The sequence below is a fragment of the Dyella caseinilytica genome (assembly GCF_016865235.1).
In the GTDB taxonomy this organism is placed as follows: domain Bacteria; phylum Pseudomonadota; class Gammaproteobacteria; order Xanthomonadales; family Rhodanobacteraceae; genus Dyella_B; species Dyella_B caseinilytica.
This window is the reverse complement of the sequence record NZ_CP064030.1, coordinates 4,022,635-4,042,860: the sequence shown is the minus strand read 5'-3', so window position 1 is coordinate 4,042,860 and position 20,226 is coordinate 4,022,635. Positions and strand designations below refer to the sequence as shown.

The 20,226-nt window shown below is 61.1% G+C and carries 18 protein-coding genes; 10 read left to right on the top strand and 8 right to left on the bottom strand.

From position 1 onward, the window contains the following. Nucleotides 1-86: 86 nt before the first annotated feature. Complete coding sequence (locus ISN74_RS17825; protein WP_188800495.1) at nt 87-626, bottom strand: fimbrial protein; 540 nt, start codon at nt 624-626, stop codon at nt 87-89. Nucleotides 627-1,151: 525 nt separating this feature from the next. Here ISN74_RS17825 and ISN74_RS17820 point away from each other — a divergent pair. From ISN74_RS17820 to ISN74_RS17800, 5 genes are read left to right on the top strand one after another with little or no spacing between them, the layout of a single operon-like run. Then, a complete protein-coding gene (locus tag ISN74_RS17820; RefSeq protein WP_188800494.1) occupies nt 1,152-1,754 on the top strand; it encodes a hypothetical protein in 603 nt (200 codons plus the stop codon). 45 nt (nt 1,755-1,799) lie between these two features. After that, nucleotides 1,800-1,997, top strand: a complete 198-nt coding sequence (locus tag ISN74_RS17815) for a helix-turn-helix transcriptional regulator (protein ID WP_188800493.1) — start codon at nt 1,800-1,802, stop codon at nt 1,995-1,997. A 2-nt stretch (nt 1,998-1,999) separates the two neighbouring features. Next, nucleotides 2,000-3,553 (top strand): alpha/beta fold hydrolase, encoded by a 1,554-nt coding sequence (locus ISN74_RS17810; RefSeq protein ID WP_188800492.1) that lies wholly within the window; start codon nt 2,000-2,002, stop codon nt 3,551-3,553. Then, nucleotides 3,550-4,284 carry an ABC transporter ATP-binding protein gene (locus ISN74_RS17805; RefSeq protein WP_188800491.1) on the top strand — a complete coding sequence of 245 codons (735 nt, stop codon included), beginning with the start codon at nt 3,550-3,552 and terminating at the stop codon, nt 4,282-4,284. Before ISN74_RS17810 ends, ISN74_RS17805 begins: the two co-directional genes overlap by 4 nt. Beyond that, nucleotides 4,281-5,456: an ABC transporter permease gene (locus tag ISN74_RS17800; RefSeq protein ID WP_188800490.1), complete on the top strand. Its 1,176-nt coding sequence runs from the start codon at nt 4,281-4,283 to the stop codon at nt 5,454-5,456. Before ISN74_RS17805 ends, ISN74_RS17800 begins: the two co-directional genes overlap by 4 nt. A 210-nt stretch (nt 5,457-5,666) precedes the next feature. Here the strand turns inward: ISN74_RS17800 and ISN74_RS17795 are convergent, their stop codons facing one another. Then, a complete protein-coding gene (locus tag ISN74_RS17795) occupies nt 5,667-6,515 on the bottom strand; it encodes an alpha/beta fold hydrolase (RefSeq protein ID WP_188800489.1) in 849 nt (282 codons plus the stop codon). 34 nt (nt 6,516-6,549) lie between these two features. Then, nucleotides 6,550-7,590, bottom strand: a complete 1,041-nt coding sequence (hemH, locus tag ISN74_RS17790) for a ferrochelatase (protein WP_188800753.1) — start codon at nt 7,588-7,590, stop codon at nt 6,550-6,552. A 115-nt stretch (nt 7,591-7,705) separates the two neighbouring features. Here hemH and ISN74_RS17785 point away from each other — a divergent pair, with 115 nt between their 5' ends. The 5 genes from ISN74_RS17785 to ISN74_RS17765 are packed head-to-tail and all read left to right on the top strand — an operon-like array spanning nt 7,706 to nt 11,055. Beyond that, entirely contained in the window at nt 7,706-8,398 is a 693-nt protein-coding gene (locus ISN74_RS17785) for a lipid-binding SYLF domain-containing protein (protein ID WP_188800488.1), read from the top strand. Nucleotides 8,399-8,458: 60 nt separating this feature from the next. Beyond that, on the top strand, nt 8,459-8,713 hold the full coding sequence (gene tatA, locus ISN74_RS17780) for a Sec-independent protein translocase subunit TatA (protein ID WP_188800487.1): 255 nt from the start codon (nt 8,459-8,461) through the stop codon (nt 8,711-8,713). Nucleotides 8,714-8,731: 18 nt separating this feature from the next. Further along, a complete protein-coding gene (gene tatB, locus ISN74_RS17775; protein WP_188800486.1) occupies nt 8,732-9,106 on the top strand; it encodes a Sec-independent protein translocase protein TatB in 375 nt (124 codons plus the stop codon). After that, complete coding sequence (gene tatC / locus ISN74_RS17770; RefSeq protein ID WP_188800485.1) at nt 9,093-9,848, top strand: twin-arginine translocase subunit TatC; 756 nt, start codon at nt 9,093-9,095, stop codon at nt 9,846-9,848. Before tatB ends, tatC begins: the two co-directional genes overlap by 14 nt. Before the next feature lie 4 nt (nt 9,849-9,852). Continuing rightward, nucleotides 9,853-11,055: a class I SAM-dependent methyltransferase gene (locus tag ISN74_RS17765; RefSeq protein WP_188800484.1), complete on the top strand. Its 1,203-nt coding sequence runs from the start codon at nt 9,853-9,855 to the stop codon at nt 11,053-11,055. An 8-nt stretch (nt 11,056-11,063) separates the two neighbouring features. Here the strand turns inward: ISN74_RS17765 and ISN74_RS17760 are convergent, their stop codons facing one another. From ISN74_RS17760 to ISN74_RS17740, 5 genes are all read right to left on the bottom strand, one after another. Beyond that, nucleotides 11,064-13,325, bottom strand: a complete 2,262-nt coding sequence (locus tag ISN74_RS17760) for a YfhO family protein (protein WP_203546643.1) — start codon at nt 13,323-13,325, stop codon at nt 11,064-11,066. A 229-nt stretch (nt 13,326-13,554) separates the two neighbouring features. Further along, nucleotides 13,555-15,738, bottom strand: a complete 2,184-nt coding sequence (locus ISN74_RS17755) for an LTA synthase family protein (RefSeq protein WP_188800482.1) — start codon at nt 15,736-15,738, stop codon at nt 13,555-13,557. Between the two features lie 55 nt (nt 15,739-15,793). After that, complete coding sequence (locus ISN74_RS17750) at nt 15,794-17,023, bottom strand: multifunctional CCA addition/repair protein (protein WP_188800752.1); 1,230 nt, start codon at nt 17,021-17,023, stop codon at nt 15,794-15,796. Nucleotides 17,024-17,069: 46 nt separating this feature from the next. Continuing rightward, complete coding sequence (locus ISN74_RS17745; protein ID WP_188800481.1) at nt 17,070-18,014, bottom strand: complex I NDUFA9 subunit family protein; 945 nt, start codon at nt 18,012-18,014, stop codon at nt 17,070-17,072. A gap of 17 nt (nt 18,015-18,031) precedes the next feature. Next, nucleotides 18,032-20,131: a transglycosylase SLT domain-containing protein gene (locus ISN74_RS17740; RefSeq protein ID WP_188800480.1), complete on the bottom strand. Its 2,100-nt coding sequence runs from the start codon at nt 20,129-20,131 to the stop codon at nt 18,032-18,034. Nucleotides 20,132-20,226 lie beyond the last annotated feature (95 nt).

The window sequence follows — 20,226 nt, the reverse complement described above, 5'->3', positions numbered from 1 at the left end:
ATACCCTGTCGGAAGTCAATGCGTCGCGGCTTGCGGAAAAACGTGCTGCGGCCATGACGCATGACCGCAGCACCGTGGTGCCACACTTAGTTATAGGTCAGCGTGAAGCCAACGGACGAGCTCACGAGACCGGCGGTGGTGGCCGTCGAGGTGGTGATGTACTCGGCTGTCAACGTGACGTTACCTGCGCCGCTCGTAAGAGCGATCGTCGGGGCGTTGGCGTTGGTGTTGGTGTTGATGACGCTGGCGCCGTTCAGCAGCTCGATTTCGACGTTCGAGTTGTTGGTCGAGAGCGAGTTCTTCAGGTTGCCCGTGGTGGTGTCAATGTTGGTGCCATTGAACGCCGTGGACGCGCTCACCAGGTTGTTGTCGCAAGCGGTCAGGGCAATGTTGAAATTGGTTGCGCTGGAGGCCAGTGCAACGCCCGACGAGGTGGCGAAGGCCGACGTGGCAACCGTCGGCAGCGTGACCGTGGCGCCGTTGTTGACGGTGATCACGCAGGTGTCCTTGTACACCTTGCCGGAGAAGTTGATGGTGCCGGTGGAGGCTGCAAGGGCAGCCTGCGGCGCGACGGCCGCAACGCCAAAGGCGGTCAGCAGCGCAGCGGTGAGAAGAGTCTTTTTCATAAGGGTTTCCTTGAGTTACGTGTGTAGGTCAGGTGCAACATTCAGGTGCGACATCTAGGTAAATCGCTGGTGGGCCGGGCGTTTCCCCGCCCCCTCACGGGCAGGCCCACGCCTTGCATGGACTGCTGAGCAACAATCGGGCCAAAGAGTGATCCCCATCACATTTTCCCCTGAACTGGCCAAATTTCCTACATTGCGCTCACTTAACCTTAAGAAATGCCTGATTGCCTATCAGAAGATTCCGTGATTTGGATCACAAAAGGGGACGGTGTGCCGGTCCAAATGTGACGCGATAGGTCGCTGGACTACCCTTGGAATGCCATTTCAGTGGGTTAGTCTTGGCATCTTGTAAAGGACGCTTGACATGGGTGCGCTACGGGCCTAACCTGCTTGTCAAGCAAGCTTTACATGCTCGTCAGGACTAAGCGGTGCTGGGGATGTGCACGGTCATAGCGGGGGTGCTCATGCCGGGTGGCAGCGAGGATGGCTGGCGAGCTAGGTCAGGCCGCACACAGGGGAGGAGTCATGAGGCGCTTTTCGCAGAAGCAATATGAGCAGCGGGTACTGGTGGTGATGGCGATCTATGCGATGGCCGTACTGTTCGCATGGCCGCTGTTGCGTACGGCAACGCAGCTGCCCTGGAAGATCCTGCTGGCGCTCGCGCCGGTGCTGCCGTTGATCTACCTGATCAGCTTGCTTGCGCGGCGCATTCGCACCAGCGACGAGCTGGAACAGCGCACTCACTTGATCGCTCTGGGTACGGCAGCCGCCGTTACCAGCACGCTGGGCATGATCGGGGGCTTTCTGAGTATTGCCGGCGTGCTGAAGTTGGACGGCACGATCCTGATCTGGGTATTCCCGGTCATCATGCTGAGTTACAGCGCGGTGCGCTGGTACGTTTTGCGCCGATACGGGGTCAGCAGCTGGTGCGACGAAGACGCGGGCAGCTGGTTCTACCTGCGCTTCGCACTGGTGGGCGTGATCATTCTCGTCATCGCAGCGCTGTCCCACGGCGAGCTGGATGATTACCGCCTCGGCTTCGTCTATGGCACGGGAGGCGGATGCATGGGAGCAGGGCTTGTGCTTGCCCTGTCGCGTTGGTACCGGCGTCGCTATCGGAGTGAATGAGCGCATGAAGCCGTATGCATGTGTGTCCGGAATGCACCCGAAACCATGAACAATGTTGTGCGTGAACTACGTAGTGAGCGTGGCTGGTCGCAAGCCGATCTTGCGCAAAAGCTGGACGTTTCGCGACAAACCATCAATGCCATCGAGACCGGGAAGTACGATCCGAGTCTGCCGCTGGCTTTCAAGATCGCGCGCCTGTTCGGCATGACGATCGAAATGATCTTCGTACCGGGAGAAGAATAGGCATGCAGGCCAGAACCGTATTACGCGTAGTGGTGGCGCTGGCCGCCGTGGGCGCTTTGGCGTACCAATACGGTCGGATCAAGGCGCGCGATCCTGCGGAAGGAAGCGCGCCGGTGACTACCGAAACGTCATCCCCGGCGGGGCGCACATGGCAGCGTGGCTCGCTCGTCTTCAAGCCGTGTGAACTGGGTCGCCCTGGCAGCGGCGCTACCGCCCAAGCGTGGTGCACGACATTCGAGGTGCCGGAAAACCGCGATGATCCGCACAGCCGCCGCATTGGGCTGAAGCTGGCCATAGCGCGCAGCGACGCTCAGATACCCAACGCGGACATGGTGGTATTGCTGGCGGGCGGCCCGGGCGAGGCGGCAACTGAGTCGTGGGTAGCCGCCGCTCCGGCGTTTGATGAGGTACGCAAGCACCACGACGTGGTGCTGCTCGATCAGCGCGGTACGGGTGACTCCAATCCGCTCAGCTGCAAGGAGGCCGACGCCGATGACGACGACGCTTCCTATACGCTGGACCTCAACAAGGTACGCAAAGAAGTTGCTGCTTGCCTGGCGGAAGTCAGCCTGAAGGCCGATCCGCGCTACTACACCACCACGATCGCTGCGCAGGATCTGGAAGATGTGCGCAAGGCACTCGGTTCGCCTGCTTTCGATTTGGTCGGCGTGTCATACGGCACGCGCATGGCGCAGCAATATGTTCGGCATTATCCGGACAGCGTGCGCAGCATGGTGCTGGACTCACCTGTTCCCAATCAGGTGATTCTGGGCGAGGACATGGCCAGCAATCTGGATGATGCACTCAGGAAAGATTTTGCCGCATGCCTAGCCGTGCCCGCGTGCAAGCAGCATTTTGGCGACTCCATGCAGACGCTTTATCAGCTGCGCGACGCGCTCCGCGCTAATCCGCATACAGTGAGTTTTCGCGATCCGCAAACCTACAAGATGGTCGAACGTCCGTTGACCGAGTTTTCGCTGGCCAGCGTCGTGCGCATGTTTGCGTATCAGTCGGAAACGGCGGCGCTGCTTCCGCTGTCGATCGATGCTGCCGCACACGGTGATGTCGGACCATTGCTGGGTCAATCCAATCTGCTCAGCAGTGACCTGGGTGGCGACATGAACAGTGGCATGTCCATGAGCGTGATATGCAGCGAAGACGGCGATCTGCTGCAGCCGCGGCCACAGGATCAGAACGCCATTCTCGGCAATCACCTTGTCGATTCGATCAAGGCGCAGTGCGATGTCTGGCCGCACGGCACACGGCCGGCGGATTTCCATTCGCCGCTGAAAAGCGACAAGCCGACCCTGATTCTGTCCGGCCAGCTCGACCCGGTGACGCCGCCCCGTTACGGCGAAGCGATCCTCGCTGGTTTGAGCGACGGGCGTCAGCTGATCTTCAAGGGGCAGGGGCATTCGCTATTCAGTCGTGGCTGCATGCCGCAATTGCTCGGCCAGTTCATCGACAAACTTGATCCCAAGCAGCTGGATGCGAGCTGCCTGGACAAACTGGGTCCGACGCCTGCCTTCATCGACTTCAACGGAGCTTCGCCATGATCGAAGTCAAGGATCTGCACAAGCATTTTGGCGAAGTGAAGGCTGTCGATGGCGTCAGCTTCAAGGCGCGGGACGGCGAGATTACCGGCTTGCTCGGACCCAACGGCGCAGGCAAGACCACCACCTTGCGCATGTTGTACACGCTGATGAATCCCGACCGGGGACAGGTGCTGGTCGATGGTATCGATGCCGCGCGCGACGCGCTGGCCGTGCGCCGTCAGCTTGGCGTGCTGCCGGATGCGCGTGGCCTTTACAAGCGGTTGACGGCGCGAGAGAACATCGATTACTTCGCTCGCTTGCATGGCATGGATGACACGCTTATCCGCGCACGCCGTGATGCATTGATCCAGGCGCTTGAAATGATAGATATTGCGGACCGCCGCACCGAGGGCTTTTCGCAAGGCCAGCGCGTGAAAACAGCGATTGCGCGCGCACTCGTCCACGATCCCAAGAACGTGATTCTGGACGAACCCACCAACGGCCTTGACGTCATGGCGACGCGAAGCCTGCGCCAGTTCATGCGTCGCCTGAAAGACGAAGGGCGCTGCGTGCTCTTCTCCAGCCACATCATGCAGGAAGTGGCGATGCTGTGCGATCGCATTGTGGTGATAGCGCATGGCCGTGTGGTCGCCGATGAAACGCCGGATGCCTTGCGAGAGCTAACCGGCCAAACCAATTTGGAAGATGCGTTCGTGAAGATCATCGGCAGCGAAGAAGGATTGGCGGCATGAAAACCACGCTGACTGTCTTCGTCAAGGAAGTGAAGGAAAATCTGCGTGATCGGCGCACGGTGTTAAGTGCGCTGGTGTTCGGTCCGTTGATCGGTCCGCTCATCTTCGTGATGATCATGAATACCGTGCTCACGCGTGAGTTGAACAAGGCTGATCAGCCGATCAAGGTGCCGGTGATCGGTGCTCAATACGCACCGAACATGATCGATGCGCTCAAGCAGCAAGGCTTGCAGCCACAGCCGCCCGTGGCCCATCCCGAAGAGGCAGTGCGCGACCAGGATGCCGACGTGGTGCTGCGCGTTCCTGAAGATTTCGGCAAAGCCTGGCAGAAAGGCGAAGTCGCGCAGGTGGAGCTGATCTACGACTCATCGCAGCGTGATGCCGGCAGTTCGGTCGAGCGCGTCAAGAACATGCTCGAAACCTACGTCCGTCGCCAGGGAGCCATGCGGCTGGTCGCGCGCGGGCTGTCGCCGACCATGATGGCGCCGGTGTCGCTCAACGAGCGCGATCAATCCACGCCGCAATCGCGCGCCGGGCAGATGTTTGCCATCGTGCCGTATTTCTTCGTGCTGACCGTCTTCATGGGCGGTATGTATCTGGCGATCGATCTCACCGCTGGCGAGCGCGAGCGACAGTCGCTGGAGCCGTTGTTTGCCAACCCTGTGCCGCGCTGGAAAGTGCTGCTGGGCAAGCTGGCGGCGATCTGTGTGTTCTCGCTGACCAGCTTGTTGATCGGCGTGACGGGCTTCGGCGTGGCCGGCAAGCTCATTCCGGCGGAGAAGCTGGGCATGTTGCTCAACCTCGGGCCGTCGTTTGCTGGCCAGGTGCTGCTGATCATGTTTCCGCTGGTGATCCTGCTGGCGTCTTTGCAGACTCTGGTGGCCGCTTTCGCCAAAAGCTACCGCGAAGCGCAGTCGCATCTTTCGATGCTGATGCTGGTGCCGGCGTTGCCGTCGATCCTGTTGAGCGTGATGCCGGTCAAGGTGGCGCAATGGATGTATGCCGTGCCGTTGCTTGGTCAGCAGGTAGGGATTACTCAGTTGCTGCGCGGTGGCGAACTGACGGCGCAGGAGATCGCCAGCTGCATGCTTTGCGGTCTGCTCGCGGCGATGCTGGTGACCCTGCTGACGGCGCGTGTGTATGGCTCAGAGCGGCTGGCCATTTCGACTTGATGGGATTTTGGCGAGGCGCGAAATTCTTTTAAGAGTTTTGCCGATGACTTCGCATCTTCAAAAGACCTCATTTCGCCTCGTCGTCGTTCCGGCGAAGGCCGGAATCCATCGCACGTATGAAACATGGATTCCGGCCTTCGCCGGAACGACGACGAGGCAAGTTTTGATCTTGTGGATGGGGAGACGATGTTGGCCTCAGCATCATTTCAGTCAGTCGTCACCAAGCAGCCACTCAGCCACTGCACGCGGATGTTCCAATTGCAGATGATGGCCACCATCTATATGTGTGACAGTGACGTTTGGAAGCAAGCTGGCGCGGCGCTGCATCATCGCGGATGGCAGATATGGCGTCATTGGATTCGATAGCAGCAGTGCTGTAGGCGTTTGAATGCCAGCAATTAGCGCTTCGATTTGACTTTCAGCAAGACGCACGGCGCTGGGTCGGGTAAGGCGGGGATCGCTGCGCCAACGATAACCACCTTCGACTTTAGCCAGACCGCGCTCGACGATCGGTCGCGCCAGATCGGCGCGCAGACCACTGGCGAGCGTGCGTGCGCTGATGGCTTGATCGATATCGCTGAACACGCGCAGCGACTTGCCGCTGGCGGCGGGCGCGGCAAAGGCGTCGCGGAAACGTTGCAGGGTATGTGAGCCATCATCGCCCAGCGGGCCAAGGCCTTCGATCAAATACAGTTGCTCGATCGATTGCGGTTTTGCCGCTGCGACCAGCGAAGCGATGCCTGCGCCAAGCGAATGTCCAAGCAGGGTGTAGCGTTCCAATTGCAATGCTTCGGCAGCGGCCAACACCGCGCTGACGTAGTCAACGTAGTGATAGTTGATACCGGCAGGCAGATGGCTGGAATGCCCGTGGCCGGGCAATTCGAGCGCGATGACGCGCCAACGCCCGGCCAGTAGTGGCGCGAGGAAGGCGTAGCTGCCGGCATTATCCAGCCAGCCGTGCAAGGCCAGCAGTGGCGGAGCATCCGGCTTTCCCCAGATCTGCGCGGTCAGCGTGAGGTGATGGGAGAGAGTGATGCGTTGTTCGATCCAGGCACTCACGCGAATGTTTCCTTCAGCGATCCGTTACGCCAACCTATGAAAACTCCGGCCATCCTTGCGCGTGGCGCAAGATGAGTGCGGTAAGGCTGGCGACTTGCTCCGAGCTATCGTTGAGTGCCGGAATGTAGCGCAGGGTTTCGCCGCCCGCGGCGGTGAAGAAATCGCGATTCTGCATGGCGATTTCCTCCAGCGTTTCCAGACAATCCACCGAAAAGCCTGGGCAGGCGACATCGAGGCGCTTCACACCTTCTGCGGCAAGGCGCTGCACGGTGGCATCGGTGTAGGGTTGCAACCAGGGTTCGCGTCCGACCCGTGACTGAAAGCTCACCACCAGCTCCGTGTCGTGCAAGCCGAGCCGCGCACCGAGTTCGCGCGCGGTGGTTTGGCATTGATGGAAATAAGGATCGCCGGCGTCCACGTAACGCTGCGGGATGCCGTGGAAAGACAGCAGCAGTTTTTCGCCTCGGCCATGTTCGGCCCACCAACGTTCGATCGAAAGCGCCAGCGCTTCGAGGTGGCCCTCGTCATCGTGGTAGTCGTTGATGATGCGCAGCTCCGGCGGCCAGCGCAGCTGTTTCATGGTGTCGGCCACCGCGTCAAGCACCGAGCCGGTGGAGGTGCCCGAATATTGCGGATAAAGCGGCAGCACCAGCAGACGCTTCACACCTTCGCGCTGCATCTGCTCAATGCTTGTGCGCACCGACGGGCTGCCGTAACGCATGGCCAGCGCCACTCGGATCGGCCCGGGAGGGTGATGCTTGAGCTTTGCCTGCAAGGCAGCAGCGAGCTTTTCGGAGCCGACACGCAGCGGCGAACCTTCGGGCGTCCAGACGCGTGCGTAGGCGTGCGCGGAGCGAGCCGGCCGGATGCGCAGGATCACCCCGTGCAGGATCAGCCACCACAGCCAGCGCGGATACTCGATTACACGTGGATCACCCAGAAATTCGGCTAAATAAGGGCGCAGTGCCGCTGCCGTGGGGGCTTCCGGTGTGCCAAGGTTCACGAGCAATACGCCAGCCTGTGCAGGCTGGTCGTAGGATTGACCGGCGAGACCGGTATAGTGGCTGCGTGGCATCGTGGCGAGGGTATCTGGATCAGCAGGCAGAGTCTGCCATAAGCGTTCCAACGCCGCGTCGGTATCATGTAGCCGGCCGATCACGATCCAAAATCTGACTCAACCGGAGTTGCCCATGTTCAAAGCATCGCTGCGTCGTTTTTCAATTCTGGCCTTGGCGCTTCTGCTACCTGTCGCCGCCGTGCATGCCGATGACGATTCCCCGATGGTGCGCGCGCAAAACGCAGTGCGCGTGCTCAATGAGATCGAGCAAGCCCCCGACAAATCCATTCCCGGCGACCTGTTGCGAGATGCCAAGGCGATCGCGGTGATTCCCGACGTGTTGAAGGTCGGTTTCGTTTTCGGCGGTCGCCGCGGCGAAGGGTTGATTTCGGTCAAGAATCCGGACGGCACGTGGTCCAATCCCAGCTTCGTTGTGCTCGGCGGGGGCAGTTTTGGTTTCCAGGCAGGCGTCTCCAAGACCGACGTGATCCTGGTCTTCCGCACGCAGCGCGGTGTGGATTCCATCGTCAACGGCAAGTTTACGATCGGCGCGGATGCCTCGGCGGCTGCGGGCCCCGTAGGCCGCACCGCGTCCGCGGCAACGGACCAGCAACTGAAGGCGGAAATCTATTCCTACTCGCGTGCGCGCGGCCTGTTTGCCGGCGTGGCGCTGGATGGCTCGGTCATGAAGATTGATTATGACGCCAATAAGGCAGTTTACGGGTCAGGTATCACTCCGCGGCGCATTTTTGAAGGGGGCGTAAGCAACGTTCCTGCGCCGGTCGTCGCCTTCCGCGACGCCCTGGAGGAGTACACTTCACACTGATACGGAAGGCCGGCGGCTGCACCCGCGGCCGCAGACGGCACACTCCGCAACGAGGTTCTCATGGGTTTGGACAGCATTTGGCATTGGGCGATCCTGTTGGTCATCATTCTGTTGGTGTTTGGCACCGGCAAATTGACCCGGGTGGGCTCCGATCTCGGCAACGCTGTGAAAGGCTTCAAGAAAGCCATGCAGGGTGACGAGGACGAGGAAAAGCGCAAGGCGCAGGAAAAGGAGAAGCTGCAGGCCGATCCAGCACCTGGCGCCGGTAGCACCCAGGCCAACCAGAATCAGCGCGATTCCAGCGAATCGAAGTAATCGAACAGGAATAGCACCGTGATCGAGATCAGCCTCGGCAAGCTGATGTTGCTGGCGTTGGTCGCCCTGATCGTGCTCGGCCCGGAAAAGCTGCCGCACGCCGCACGCACGGCGGGCGCACTGGTTCGTCGCTTGCGCTCCGGGTGGGACAGTGTGCGAGCCGAAGTGGAGCGCGAGCTGGAAATTGAGGAGCTCAAGCGCACTGCGCGAGAAGCTGCAGCGAAAGCCGAAGCCATGCAGACTGAAATGAATAAGGCAGCACGCGAAACACGCGAGCAGGTTTCCTCCACCGTCACCGACGTGCGCAACGAAGTGCAGAGCAACGTGGCCGAAGTGAAGAAGGAAATCACCCAGGTCGATGCGCCAAAGGAATCCGAACATGGCAACGCCTGAGTCGGATATGGACCTCGAACAGGGGCTGTTCTCGCACCTGCTCGAACTGCGCACGCGTCTGATCAAGGCGATTCTGGCTATCGCGGTCGTGCTGGCGGCGCTGGTGCCATTCGCCAACCATCTATATGCCTTGCTGGCCGAACCGTTGGTGGCGCGCTTGCCGCAAGGCGCGCATCTGATTGCTACGGAAGTCGCCAGCCCGTTCATCACCCCGCTGAAACTGGCTTTCTACACGGCGCTGTTCATTGCCATGCCGGTGGTGCTGTATCAGCTGTGGTCGTTTGTCAGTCCCGGCTTGTACAAACACGAAAAGCGCTTGGCACGGCCGCTGCTCATCGCGGCATTGGTGTTGTTCTACATGGGTTGTGCTTTCGCGTATTTCCTGGTTTTGCCGGCGGCTTTCCGCTTCCTCACGGCGGTGACGCCGCAGGGCGTGGAGATGATGACCGACATTACGCATTACCTCGATTTCGTCATGCTGATGTTCTTCGCGTTCGGCCTGTGTTTTGAAGTGCCGGTAGCGGTCGTCATTCTCGCCGCGGTAGGTATCGTGGATCTGGACAAGCTGCGCAAAGGACGGCGTTACGCCTTGGTGGGTGCTTTTGCGATCGCAGCGGTGGTGACACCGCCGGATATCACCTCCATGATCATGTTGGCCATTCCGATGTGCCTGCTCTACGAAGTAGGTGTGCTCGCCGTGCGCTGGCTGATCAAGCCAACGGCGGCCGAAGCGTCTTCCTGATCCCATGAATCCTTCGAAAACTTCTCGTTTGCCGGAGCCGGCTGCAGACGAACTCGCTCATTCCGAACGTCTGTTGCAGTATTTGCGCGAACAGATCGCTGCGCGTGGCCCGATGCCGTTCTCGCAATACATGGAGCGTTGCCTGTACGCACCGGGACTGGGCTATTACAGCGCAGGCAAAACCAAGTTCGGCGAAGCCGGCGACTTTGTCACGGCGCCGGAACTGGGTGATCTGTTCGCGCGTTGTGTCGTGCAAGCGGTGCAGCCCACCATGGCCTTGCTAGGCGACGAGGCGGATTTCCTCGAACTGGGCGGCGGCAGCGGTGCATTCGCGGAAGCCGCGCTGCGGGCGTTTGCGGAAAACGACGCCTTGCCGCGCCGCTATCTGATTCTCGAACCGAGTGCTGATTTGCGCGAGCGGCAGCGCGAGCGGCTGATCCATGCGCTGCCACCGCAGGTCGCCGCAAGGGTTGCATGGATCGACCGGCCACCAGAAGAAAACTGGCATGGCGTCCTCTTCGCCAATGAAGTGATCGATGCGTTGCCCACCACGCGTTTCGTGATTCGCCATGGCGAAGTCTACGAAGAGCACGTGGCGCTCGATGGCGATGGACGGCTTCTACGTGTGGATCGCCCCGCTGATGCCCTGGTATCGAGCGCCGTGCGCCACGTCGAGCGCAATCTTGGACGTGAATTCGAAGAAGGCTACCGCTCGGAAATCCTGCCGCAGCTGCCGTACTGGATTCAGGCTATCGCCGGCTCGCTCGAAGCGGGCCTGATGCTTTTCATCGACTACGGTTACGTGCGCCGCGAATTCTATTTGCCGGAACGACAGGAGGGCACCTTGATGGCGCACTATCGCCATCGCGCGCACAGCGATCCTTTTTATCTTCCTGGCCTCAACGACCTCACGGCATCCGTCGACTTCACCGCACTTGCCGAAGCGGGCAACAGCGCCGGTTTCGGTGTGGCCACCTATCTGTCGCAAGCACAATTCCTTATCGCGGCAGGCTTGCAGCAGGTGTTCGAAGACGCTTATGAGCAGGTCGACGATATGGGTCGCATGCGCCTTGCCCAGCAAGTGAAGAAGCTCACGCTTCCGGATCAGATGGGCGAGCGCTTCCAGGCGATGTTGTTGGCCAAAGGTCTTCCCGCGCTGCCATTGCCCGTGGATTTGCTTGAAGCAGATCAGGCCGGACGGCTTTAGGATTGATGTTACCGCGCCCGCTGCTGATTCCAGACAGCGGCAACCATTCCCCAGGGATGAAAGCGGAACTGCAGCTCGTGATCGCCATCGGGTACGCATACAGCGCGAAACATGCCGTTGGCGCGATGGATGGCCACGGGCTGTCCATCGACAGTCGCTTCCCATCCCGGAAAATCCAGCTCATTGATGACCAGCCAGCCCGCGGTAAGCGCGCGGGTATGTAGCGAAAGCGTGGTGGGTGTCGCGCCAAGCGCGCTAGCGGCAACCTGGCCGGTACACGTTGTACCCAGTCGTCGATCTTCCACCTCGTCGCTGCGATCACGCGGTGTCAGCCAAAGCACGGTGCGAAAATCGGTTGCGGAAAAGTCTTGCGGCTGGGGAAGCTGGCCGGCAGCGAGCAGATTCACTCGAGTCGGCGTCAGCAGACTCGGATACACATGATCGGCTTGCCAGATCGTTTCGTGTTGGTCAGAAAAAATCTTGGTAAAGCCGGGTGGTGGCGAAACCGGTGGAGCATCTGCCCTGTCGCCGATGACCAGATATTTCACGCCAAGAAGCTGGCTGAGTGCACTGCCAGGTGACGGGTTGAATGCGGTGTTTGTTCTGGGGTTCAAACTACTCTCGCGGCCACCGTACCAGCTCTCATAGAGCGCGTAGCGAAGAGGGTTGTAGCCTTGCGTGGAGTCTATCCCGTGCAGGGAGACCTGGTTGTCCCATGGAACACCCGTGTTGAGCGTTTCAATGCGCGGCGGCGGAATCTGGTCCTGACTCTGCAGCTGTGTGGACAGAAAACTCACCGCAGGCGTTTCGGCAAATTGCCGGATCGTGTCGCGCGATTCGTTAAACGTGCCATTCAAGCTGAAGCAGCGGTAATCCACCACCATGAGGGCCAACAGCCACAGCGTCTTGTGCCAGGGACTTGTGGTTTTCTGCAGCAGCACGAGCACCAGTATCGCCATGCACGCGGCTGCAAGGGAGCCTGCTTGCCAGCGGATGCCATCAGCACGCATGTACGAACTTGCCAGCGCAAGCAACACAGCCGCCGCACCCAGCAGCAAACTTACCCGCCGGCGTGACGCCAGCTGGAAGTGACCGGCGGAAAGGCCAGCCCAGATCGAAAGTGACAGGTTGAACACATAGGCCGCATCGGCAGGCCGGCGGAAGTGCTGGATGCCCGGCAGCCACGCATAAAGCCACGGATAGAGCCATGCGTTGGTGCCGAACATATACAAACATGCAACGACGGCTACGACGCCAAAAAAGAGCACCTGACGCCTTTGCTGCGGATTACGCAAAGCGCTGCCGATGTTCGTCAGCAACAATAGAGGAATGATCCCGATGTAAAGATAGGCCTCGATCAGGCTTGCTGGACCGTCGTACTTACCACGCAGCGCATGCAACGCATTAGGCACGATCAAGCTCAGGAATGCGCGGCTATCCAGCGAGGCGCCGGCGACACTGGCAAGCGGAAGTTCGCTGCGATTGGAGAGGCTGGTGTAAGCCGATGTGAGCAGGAGTTGCGGAAGGCCCAGGGCAAGCGAGCAGGCGAGCGCGACAAGAATGCCCGCCAACCATCGCCAACGGTATTTCGTGTTGTAGTTTGGCCAGTGCCACAATGAACCGATCAGCCCGTAAGCGCTGATCACAAGCACGAGCAGATAGGACACCTGTACCAGCTGCGTCACCATGGCGCCCGCGCTCAAGCCAAGCCAAGCTCCGCGAGCGACTCCGGGTGATGTGAGAAATTGGCGCAGCGCAAGCAGGGCCAGCGGGGCGTAGGCATAAGCAATGACGATCGGAACGTGTTCGAGGCGCGATGCGGCGACGCCTCCGGCCATGAACACCGTCGCGCCGACCAATGCGCCCAATGCATTCGCGCCATCGCGGCGCAAGATCGCCAGCATTGCTGCGCCACCCATCAGCAGGTGCAGCAGCACTCCCCATGTGAACCAGGTCATTCCGGGCGCTTGCCGCAACAGCATCCATGCCATCAACAGCGGCGAGAACAACATTCCCTGAGGATCGGCGATTTGCGGATAACCCGAATAGATATGCGGATTCCACCATGGCGCCAGACCCAGCCGAAGGCTGTGCACGTTGAAGTACACCGTCGGATAGAACTGATCCAGCGCATCCCACGGAAGTACCCGGATGCCCAACAGCAAAGGCAGGTTCAGCAGCGCCCATAGCATGCTCAAGACGAGCAACAGGCGTGGGAACGAAGGAAGATCCGGGTCTCTGTGTGCTGTGTGCGTCAACGGGTGTGTCATGTATTCAATGCGCGGTGTAAGCCATCCATGCGGCTGACATGGCGAGCGGAATACTCGGCAACCGATTTGTTACAGCATGGAATAAGTGCGGCAACACGGGTCATGGTGGTCCGGCCATGAGAATTTGCGAAATGGTGACATGGGCAGGAAGGACCTTAAAGCCCCAATGACCGATGGTGACAGATGCACGGTCGCGGGTGGTGGCCTGCTGGCCGCCACCCGTCTTCGCTTACTGAGGCGTTGCCGCACTACTTGCCGGTGCGGGCGCTGAACTGGCAGGAGCTGGCTCTGTGACCACGGGTGTTGCATCCGACGCCTGGCGAGTCAGCAGCCCGTGTTTGAACATATAGCTGGCGATCTGGTAATTGGCGGTGGCGTCGTCCAGATCGTTCTGGTTGATGACGGGCACGCGCGTGGCATCGCCGGTGTCGAAATCCGGTATGACCTGCTCGGTCTTGCGCTGTGGCGCCAGGATGCTCAGTAATTTGTCGTGCAGATAGCCGAGCTTTTCGTAGGTAGCCGGGAAGGCGTGTTCCTGGCCGGGCATCAGATGGAAGACGTCGTGGCCGAAGAAGCGGCTGCGATAGCTGAAGTTGAGCAGGCCGAGCAGGGTGGTGGGGATGTCGAGCTGCCCCATCTCGGTGTCGATGCGCTGCGGCGCGAAGTGCTTCGGCGCATAGATCCACAGCGGGATGTGGTAACGGTCGATCGGAATGCTGCTGCGACCTGCGCTGGAGGCACAGTGGTCGGCGGTAATCACGAACACCGTGTCGTCGAAGTAAGGCTTCGAGCGTGCGCGGTTGATGAAATCGGCGATCGACCAGTCGGTATAGGCGATGGCGCCTTCACGCGTGCCGTTGCGCTCGCTGACACGTCCTGCCGGGAAGGTGAAGGGGCGATGGTTGGACGTGGTCATGATGTGCAGGAAGAACGGCTTGCCCTGTGCATGGATCGCGTCCATCTGGCTCAGCGCCAGTGTGTACAGGTCTTCGTCAGCGACACCCCAGACGTTCTGGCCGTGGATCGGCATGTCCTTGGGAATCGAGCTACGGTCAACAATCTGGTAGCCGTTGTGGCTGAAGAAGTAGTTCATGTTGTCGAAGTAGCCGTAGCCACCGTACACGAACTGCGACACATAGCCGTGCTGGTCGAAGATCTGGCCCAGCGACAACATGTTTTCGTTGTGTGCCTGCTTGAGGATGGAGTCGCCGGGTGTCGGCGGAATCGACATCGACAGCGCTTCCAGGCCACGCACGGTGCGCGTGCCGTTGGCGTAGAGGTTGTCGAAGAAAAGGCTCTGTCCGACCAGCGCATCGAGGTCGGGCGTGATATCGCCGTGGCTGGAACCGAAGGTCTTGAGGAAGTCGGCCGACAGGCTTTCCACGCTGATCAGCACGACGTTGAGATGCTGTTCCGGGCCGGTGTGACGGATCTCGCGGGTGAGATCCTGTGGATCGTTACTGACGTAACTGGCATCCGGTGTCTTCAACTGTGCGCGCACGCGTGCAAACGCTTCATCGAGCGGCAGCGTGCGATAGAAGCGGTCGTAATCCAGATGGCTGCTTCGGAACGCTGCAAAGAACTGGTAGACACCATTGCCGGCCAGTTCGTTGACGTAGGTATTGTTGGTCAGATCTTTGGTGGAGCTATTGACCACGAAAAGCGAAAGCACGGTCAGCACAAACCACACCGCAACGACCTTGCCGCGTTGGGCAAAACGAGTACCGTTGTCGCGCGTGCGCAGGGCGCGGCGCGACAGCAGCAAAATGACTATCGCCACGGCAGCCAGCATGAGCAGCCAGCGGCCGATCGGGTAGGACTCGCGGATGTTGTCCACCACTTCGGTGGTGTAGACGAGGTAATCGACCGCGATGAAGTTGAAGCGCACGCCGAACTCGTTCCAGAACACCAGTTCGGATGCGGCGACAAACAGCAGGCCGAACAACAGCAGCAGACAAAGCACATAGAGTCCGCGCTGGCCGCTGCGTGTGCCGTAGCAAAGCGCCGGTAGCGGCAGGAAGAACAGGAATACCAACACCACCGGCCACACGTCATCGATGGCCGCGTGGATGGCCAGATGCAGTGCGAAGAGCGTGATCGCATAGAGCGCCGCAAGGATCACGACATAGCCCAGCCACTGCTTGGCTGTGGAAATCAGTGGCCGGCGCGATGGCACGATCCACAGGAACAGCAGCAGCGGCCACGCCACGTATAGCAAGGCGATCAGGTCAGAGCACAGCCCCACGCCGAAAGCGAACAGCCAATCCAGCGGATCATGCGGGACACCTTGGCCGGCCATTACCAGCAGCGCAACACGCGTCAGGGCACCGAGAACGACATAGACAATGCCGAGCCACCACAAGGGGCGGAAGCGTTCGCGCAGCGAGGAATGGGAGGAAAAGGTCAACGACACGGCATGCTCCGGACGGGCGGGCGGTAAGACAATCGTGCTTTATACGCCGATACGGCTAAATGTTACAAAGTTTCATTTCGGCGATGGCCTGGACCCGGGCCTTTTCGATCGCGGCGCCCACCGCAGGACCTTGCAGCCCCTGCGCGATGAAGGGGGCCGAGGTGATGGATGCGGCGGCCTCGCGGGCACTGCGCAGCCAATCGGCCTGGGGATACTCGTCCTGCTCATGGCCGAGCCGGCCGCGCTTGTCGGCCATGCAGGCAGCGAGGAAGGTTTGCAGCCGTTCGGGCCGACGCAGGGCATCCAGCGAGGTCAGCAGCTTGAGAATCGTGGCCGGCTTCAGCTCCAGCGCCCGGTGTGCGTTGAGGTGTTCGCGGCAAACCAGCTCGGCCAGGTCGGCGTATTCGGTGGGCACCTTCAGACGTGTGGTCAGTGCGCGCAGCGGTGGTACGCCCCGATGCTCGTGCCCGTGATGACGCGGCAGTTCGCTGGCGGGGGTCAGTGCTTTACCGAGATCGTGCGTGAAGGTGCAGAAGCCGACCAGATCGTTGCCGGGAGCCAGTCGCGCAGCTGCGTCGAGGGTCATTTCCAGATGCACGCCGGTGTCGATTTCGGGATGGAATTCCGCGCGTTGCGGAATGCCGTACAAGGCGTCAACTTCGGGAAACAACACACGTAGCGCGCCAGATTCGCGCAGCACGCGCAGAAATGCCGACGGCTGCGCTTCGCCAAGCGCCTTGCGCGTTTCGGTCCAGACGCGTTCCGGCACCAGATGATCGATTTCGCCATCGCGCACCATCTGTTGCAGCAGCGACATGGTTTCTTCGGCCACGGTGAATCCGAGCGGTGCGAAGCGTGCAGCAAAACGTGCCACGCGCAGCAGGCGAACGGGATCTTCAACAAAGGCGGGAGAGACATGCCGAAGCAGGCGCTGTTCCAGATCGCGCACGCCACCATAGGGATCGACGAGATGACCCTGCTCATCCTCGGCGATCGCATTGATGGTGAGGTCGCGCCGGGCCAGATCCTCCTCCAGCGTCACATCCGGATCGGCATGAAAGGCGAAGCCGTGATAGCCGTGCCCGGTCTTGCGCTCGGTACGCGCCAGCGCGTATTCCTCCCTGGAATGCGGGTGCAGGAATACCGGAAAGTCCTTGCCCACCGGTTTGTAGCCCAGCGCCAGCATCTCTTCCGGACGCGCACCCACGACCACGTGGTCGCGATCGACCACCGGCCGTTCCAGCCATTTATCGCGGACTGCACCGCCAACCAGATAAGTGCGCATGATGTATTTTGCCACGCCGGGCCCTTGATGCCCTTGCGGCGCGACTTTACCGATGGCGGAAGGCTTGGCGCGCGGCATCCAGGCGGTGCTGCCGTGGCATACCATGGATGAGCCGGGGCAGCCACGGCGTAAATGGCTGCGGCACGATGCCGAGCGCGGCGTAGCCATCCACCTTGCCGACCGAGTCGGTGCGAAGCGAGAGGAAGTTGTCAGGCGAGAAAGGTTTGCCAGGCAGCAGACCGGCTACTTGCGCTTGCACGCGGCCCAGGCTGTCGGGCAAGGGAAGGATGGCCGTACGCAGGCCTGCCGCATCGCGAATGGCGCGCACGATCTCGCCCAGCGTCAACACTTCTGGCCCATACAGTTCGAAGCTGCGGCGTGCGGCGAGCTTGCTGTCGGCCACGCAGCGTGCGATGGCTTCGGCAACATCGCCAGCATAGGTCGGCGCCAGCCGTGATGTGGCGCGTGCGAGCGGAAGCACCGGCATCTTGCGCAGCAAGGCGGCAAATCGCGTTACCAGGCCATCGCCATCGCCGAAGATCACGCTGGGCTGATAGATCGTCCAGTTCAACGGCGATGCCTTGACCAGTGTCTCCACGTCGCCGCGTGTCTTCAGGTATTGCGAAAGTCCCTGTCCGGCCTTGAGCGAACTCATCTGATGCAGGCGCGATACACCGGTGACCTTGCAGGCGTCGATCAATCGTTTGGTTAGGTCGACGTACACACGCTGGAAGGTATGGCGGCCTTGCGGATTGAGGATGCCGATCAGATTGATCACTGCATCCGCACCTTCGAGTTGCCCGCGCAGCGCGGCATCGTCGTAGACATCCGCGCTGCGAATGGTCACACCGGGCAGGACAGCCAGGGCACGGCGCGATTCGCGATTGCGCGAAAGCAGGGTCAGGCGATGTCCATCCGCGGCCAGCCGGGGCACCAGATAGCTGCCGACGAAACCGGTTCCGCCGAGTATCACGATGCGCTGGGTTGTCATGGCGAAAATCCTTTGATTCAGTGAGCCTTGTCCGTGGCGGGTACGCGGTTTGGCGATGCGGTCGAGCTGACGGGTGCTGAAGTCGCCGTCGCCGGTGCCGATGAGGCAGGCGCTGCGCTGGCGGGTGCCGGACACGTGATGCCTTTGCGCGGATCCTGCGATTCCAGACGGCTATACGGCTGTCCGATCGGGGTCATGCGGGTGGACATCGGTGCGGCCGAGCCGTGTAGGCGCCAATCATAGATCACGCTGTAATACATCACACGTGCGACGTATTCACGGGTTTCCTTGAACGGAATGCTGGCCACGAACAGGTCCGGCGGCAAGGCGCCGCGCGCGTCCACCCATTGACTCGCTCGTCCGGCGCCGGCGTTGTAGGCGGCGGAGGTCAGCCACGGTGCGCCGTTGAAGCGGCCGGCCAGTTGCGCCAGATAGCGCGTGCCAAGTTCGATGTTGACGGTAGGGTCGTACAGGCTGTCGGCGCCATCCCAGGGCAGGCCGTTGCGGCGCGCCACCTCGGCGGCAGTGCTGGGCAGCAACTGCATGAGTCCGCGCGCATCGGCGCCCGACTGGGCATCACTCATCCACGCACTTTCCTGGCGCAGGATGCCGTAGGCCCAGGAAGGATCGATACCGGCCTGCTCCGCCTGCGCGACCAGGCCGTCCTGGCGGGCGAGCGGGAAGCGCAGCGTGTAATAGCGCAGGCCCGGCCCGTTGTTGAAAGTGACGATGGCCCGGTCGTACCAGCCGCGCTGGTCGGCCAGATTCACGGCCTGGCGTAAGGTCGGCGGGTCGACATTGGCCAGCGCCTGGCTCCACTCGCGCCGGGCCTGCTTGATCATGTCGACAGCGAACAGCTCAAACGCGCGCTGCATGCCCGGTATCGCCAGCACGGCCTGTTCGCCTTGTGGATCGATCACCGGTTGCTGTACGCACAGCGCGTACGAGGTGCCCTGATGATCGGCGGCGAGATAGCCGAAGTAGCTGGATTGCTCGGCAGCAACGGCGTAGGCGTTCTGCGCTTCGCTGGAACGTCCTAGCTCACTCAGTGCGCGCGCGCGGAAATAAAGCCATTCGTCGTTCTGCTGCTGATCGGGCGGCATGGCGTCGATCGCGGCGAGCACGGCTTGCCAGTTTTGTTCGGCCAAAGCGACGCGTACGCGCCATTCGCGGCTGACATCCGTTTGCGCCGAGGCGGGCAGGTTGATCAGCCGATTCAGCGCGTCTGTGTCGTAATCGGTGGCGTGGAACACGGCCAGCGCGTTGAGGATGCTGTCGCGCTGAGTCGGCGCAAACGAAAAGCGCTCTTGCAGCGTCTGCCACGCCGTGTCGGCGGTGATCGACTGGCGCCGGGCAAGCCGGACCAAGGCGAGTGTTGCCGCTTGCTGCGAACGCGCAGTGTTCGGCCAGTTAGCAGCGGCGTTGACGGCGGTGGCCGGATCATTGAGCGCAAGCGCGAGGCGTTGCGCGACTTGGGAGTCGTCAGGCGGAAGCCATTTGGCGAGATTGGAAATGGTGCCGCCCTTGCCGGCATCGGCGGCGATGTCGATCCGCGCCCATAACCGTGCAGGTGTGAGCAGGCCCTGGTCATGTGCGGCCTGCAGCACGGGATCGCAGGCGGACGGCAGGGTCGCTTCCGTCCACAGGCTGGCCAGATCCTTGTTGAAATCGAGTGGTGCACCGCTTTCCACCTTGGCCTGCAGGGCGTCGCAGGTCAGTGCGTCGCCGAGGCCGGGCTGGTACATCGCCAGGAAGTTGTCCCAGTCCTGGCGACGGGCCAGTTCCTGCAGGAAATGGCGGCGTAGGTCGTCGGCCGGGATCAGGTCCGGGTATTGGCGCAGGTAGGCCTCCACCGCGGGACGGTCGATCAGCTGGATATCGTGCTCCAGCGACGCCGCCTGCAGGTAGGGATAAAGCGGGTAATTCTCCAGCCCGGTTGCCAGCGCACGCCAGCTGTCGCCACCCTGGCTGGCGGCCGCATAGGCTTGTTTGAACGCAGCGCGCTGCGAGGTGAGGGTGTCGGTGCCGGTCTGGGCGGTCACCGTGCTGACCAGCATCCAACTGGCAAACACGATCAGCAGACGACGGCCAAAGCGCGATATGGCGTGCGGGGCCATGGGAACTCCATGCGAGCAATCGGGCTGAAGTGTAATGGGATGGTTTGGGAGCGCCCTGAACAGTCCGTAAGTTTTCCAGACACCGCGTGGAAAAG

What these genes read in the sequence shown, in the direction of transcription:
- ISN74_RS17825 (WP_188800495.1), bottom strand. Translation starts at nt 626, where the DNA reads ATGAAAAAGACTCTTCTCACCGCTGCGCTGCTGACCGCCTTTGGCGTT.
- ISN74_RS17820 (WP_188800494.1), top strand. Translation starts at nt 1,152, where the DNA reads ATGAGGCGCTTTTCGCAGAAGCAATATGAGCAGCGGGTACTGGTGGTG.
- ISN74_RS17815 (WP_188800493.1), top strand. Translation starts at nt 1,800, where the DNA reads ATGAACAATGTTGTGCGTGAACTACGTAGTGAGCGTGGCTGGTCGCAA.
- ISN74_RS17810 (WP_188800492.1), top strand. Translation starts at nt 2,000, where the DNA reads ATGCAGGCCAGAACCGTATTACGCGTAGTGGTGGCGCTGGCCGCCGTG.
- ISN74_RS17805 (WP_188800491.1), top strand. Translation starts at nt 3,550, where the DNA reads ATGATCGAAGTCAAGGATCTGCACAAGCATTTTGGCGAAGTGAAGGCT.
- ISN74_RS17800 (WP_188800490.1), top strand. Translation starts at nt 4,281, where the DNA reads ATGAAAACCACGCTGACTGTCTTCGTCAAGGAAGTGAAGGAAAATCTG.
- hemH (WP_188800753.1), bottom strand. Translation starts at nt 7,590, where the DNA reads ATGCCACGCAGCCACTATACCGGTCTCGCCGGTCAATCCTACGACCAG.
- ISN74_RS17785 (WP_188800488.1), top strand. Translation starts at nt 7,706, where the DNA reads ATGTTCAAAGCATCGCTGCGTCGTTTTTCAATTCTGGCCTTGGCGCTT.
- tatA (WP_188800487.1), top strand. Translation starts at nt 8,459, where the DNA reads ATGGGTTTGGACAGCATTTGGCATTGGGCGATCCTGTTGGTCATCATT.
- tatC (WP_188800485.1), top strand. Translation starts at nt 9,093, where the DNA reads ATGGCAACGCCTGAGTCGGATATGGACCTCGAACAGGGGCTGTTCTCG.
- ISN74_RS17765 (WP_188800484.1), top strand. Translation starts at nt 9,853, where the DNA reads ATGAATCCTTCGAAAACTTCTCGTTTGCCGGAGCCGGCTGCAGACGAA.
- ISN74_RS17760 (WP_203546643.1), bottom strand. Translation starts at nt 13,325, where the DNA reads ATGACACACCCGTTGACGCACACAGCACACAGAGACCCGGATCTTCCT.
- ISN74_RS17750 (WP_188800752.1), bottom strand. Translation starts at nt 17,023, where the DNA reads ATGCGCACTTATCTGGTTGGCGGTGCAGTCCGCGATAAATGGCTGGAA.
- ISN74_RS17745 (WP_188800481.1), bottom strand. Translation starts at nt 18,014, where the DNA reads ATGACAACCCAGCGCATCGTGATACTCGGCGGAACCGGTTTCGTCGGC.
- ISN74_RS17740 (WP_188800480.1), bottom strand. Translation starts at nt 20,131, where the DNA reads ATGGCCCCGCACGCCATATCGCGCTTTGGCCGTCGTCTGCTGATCGTG.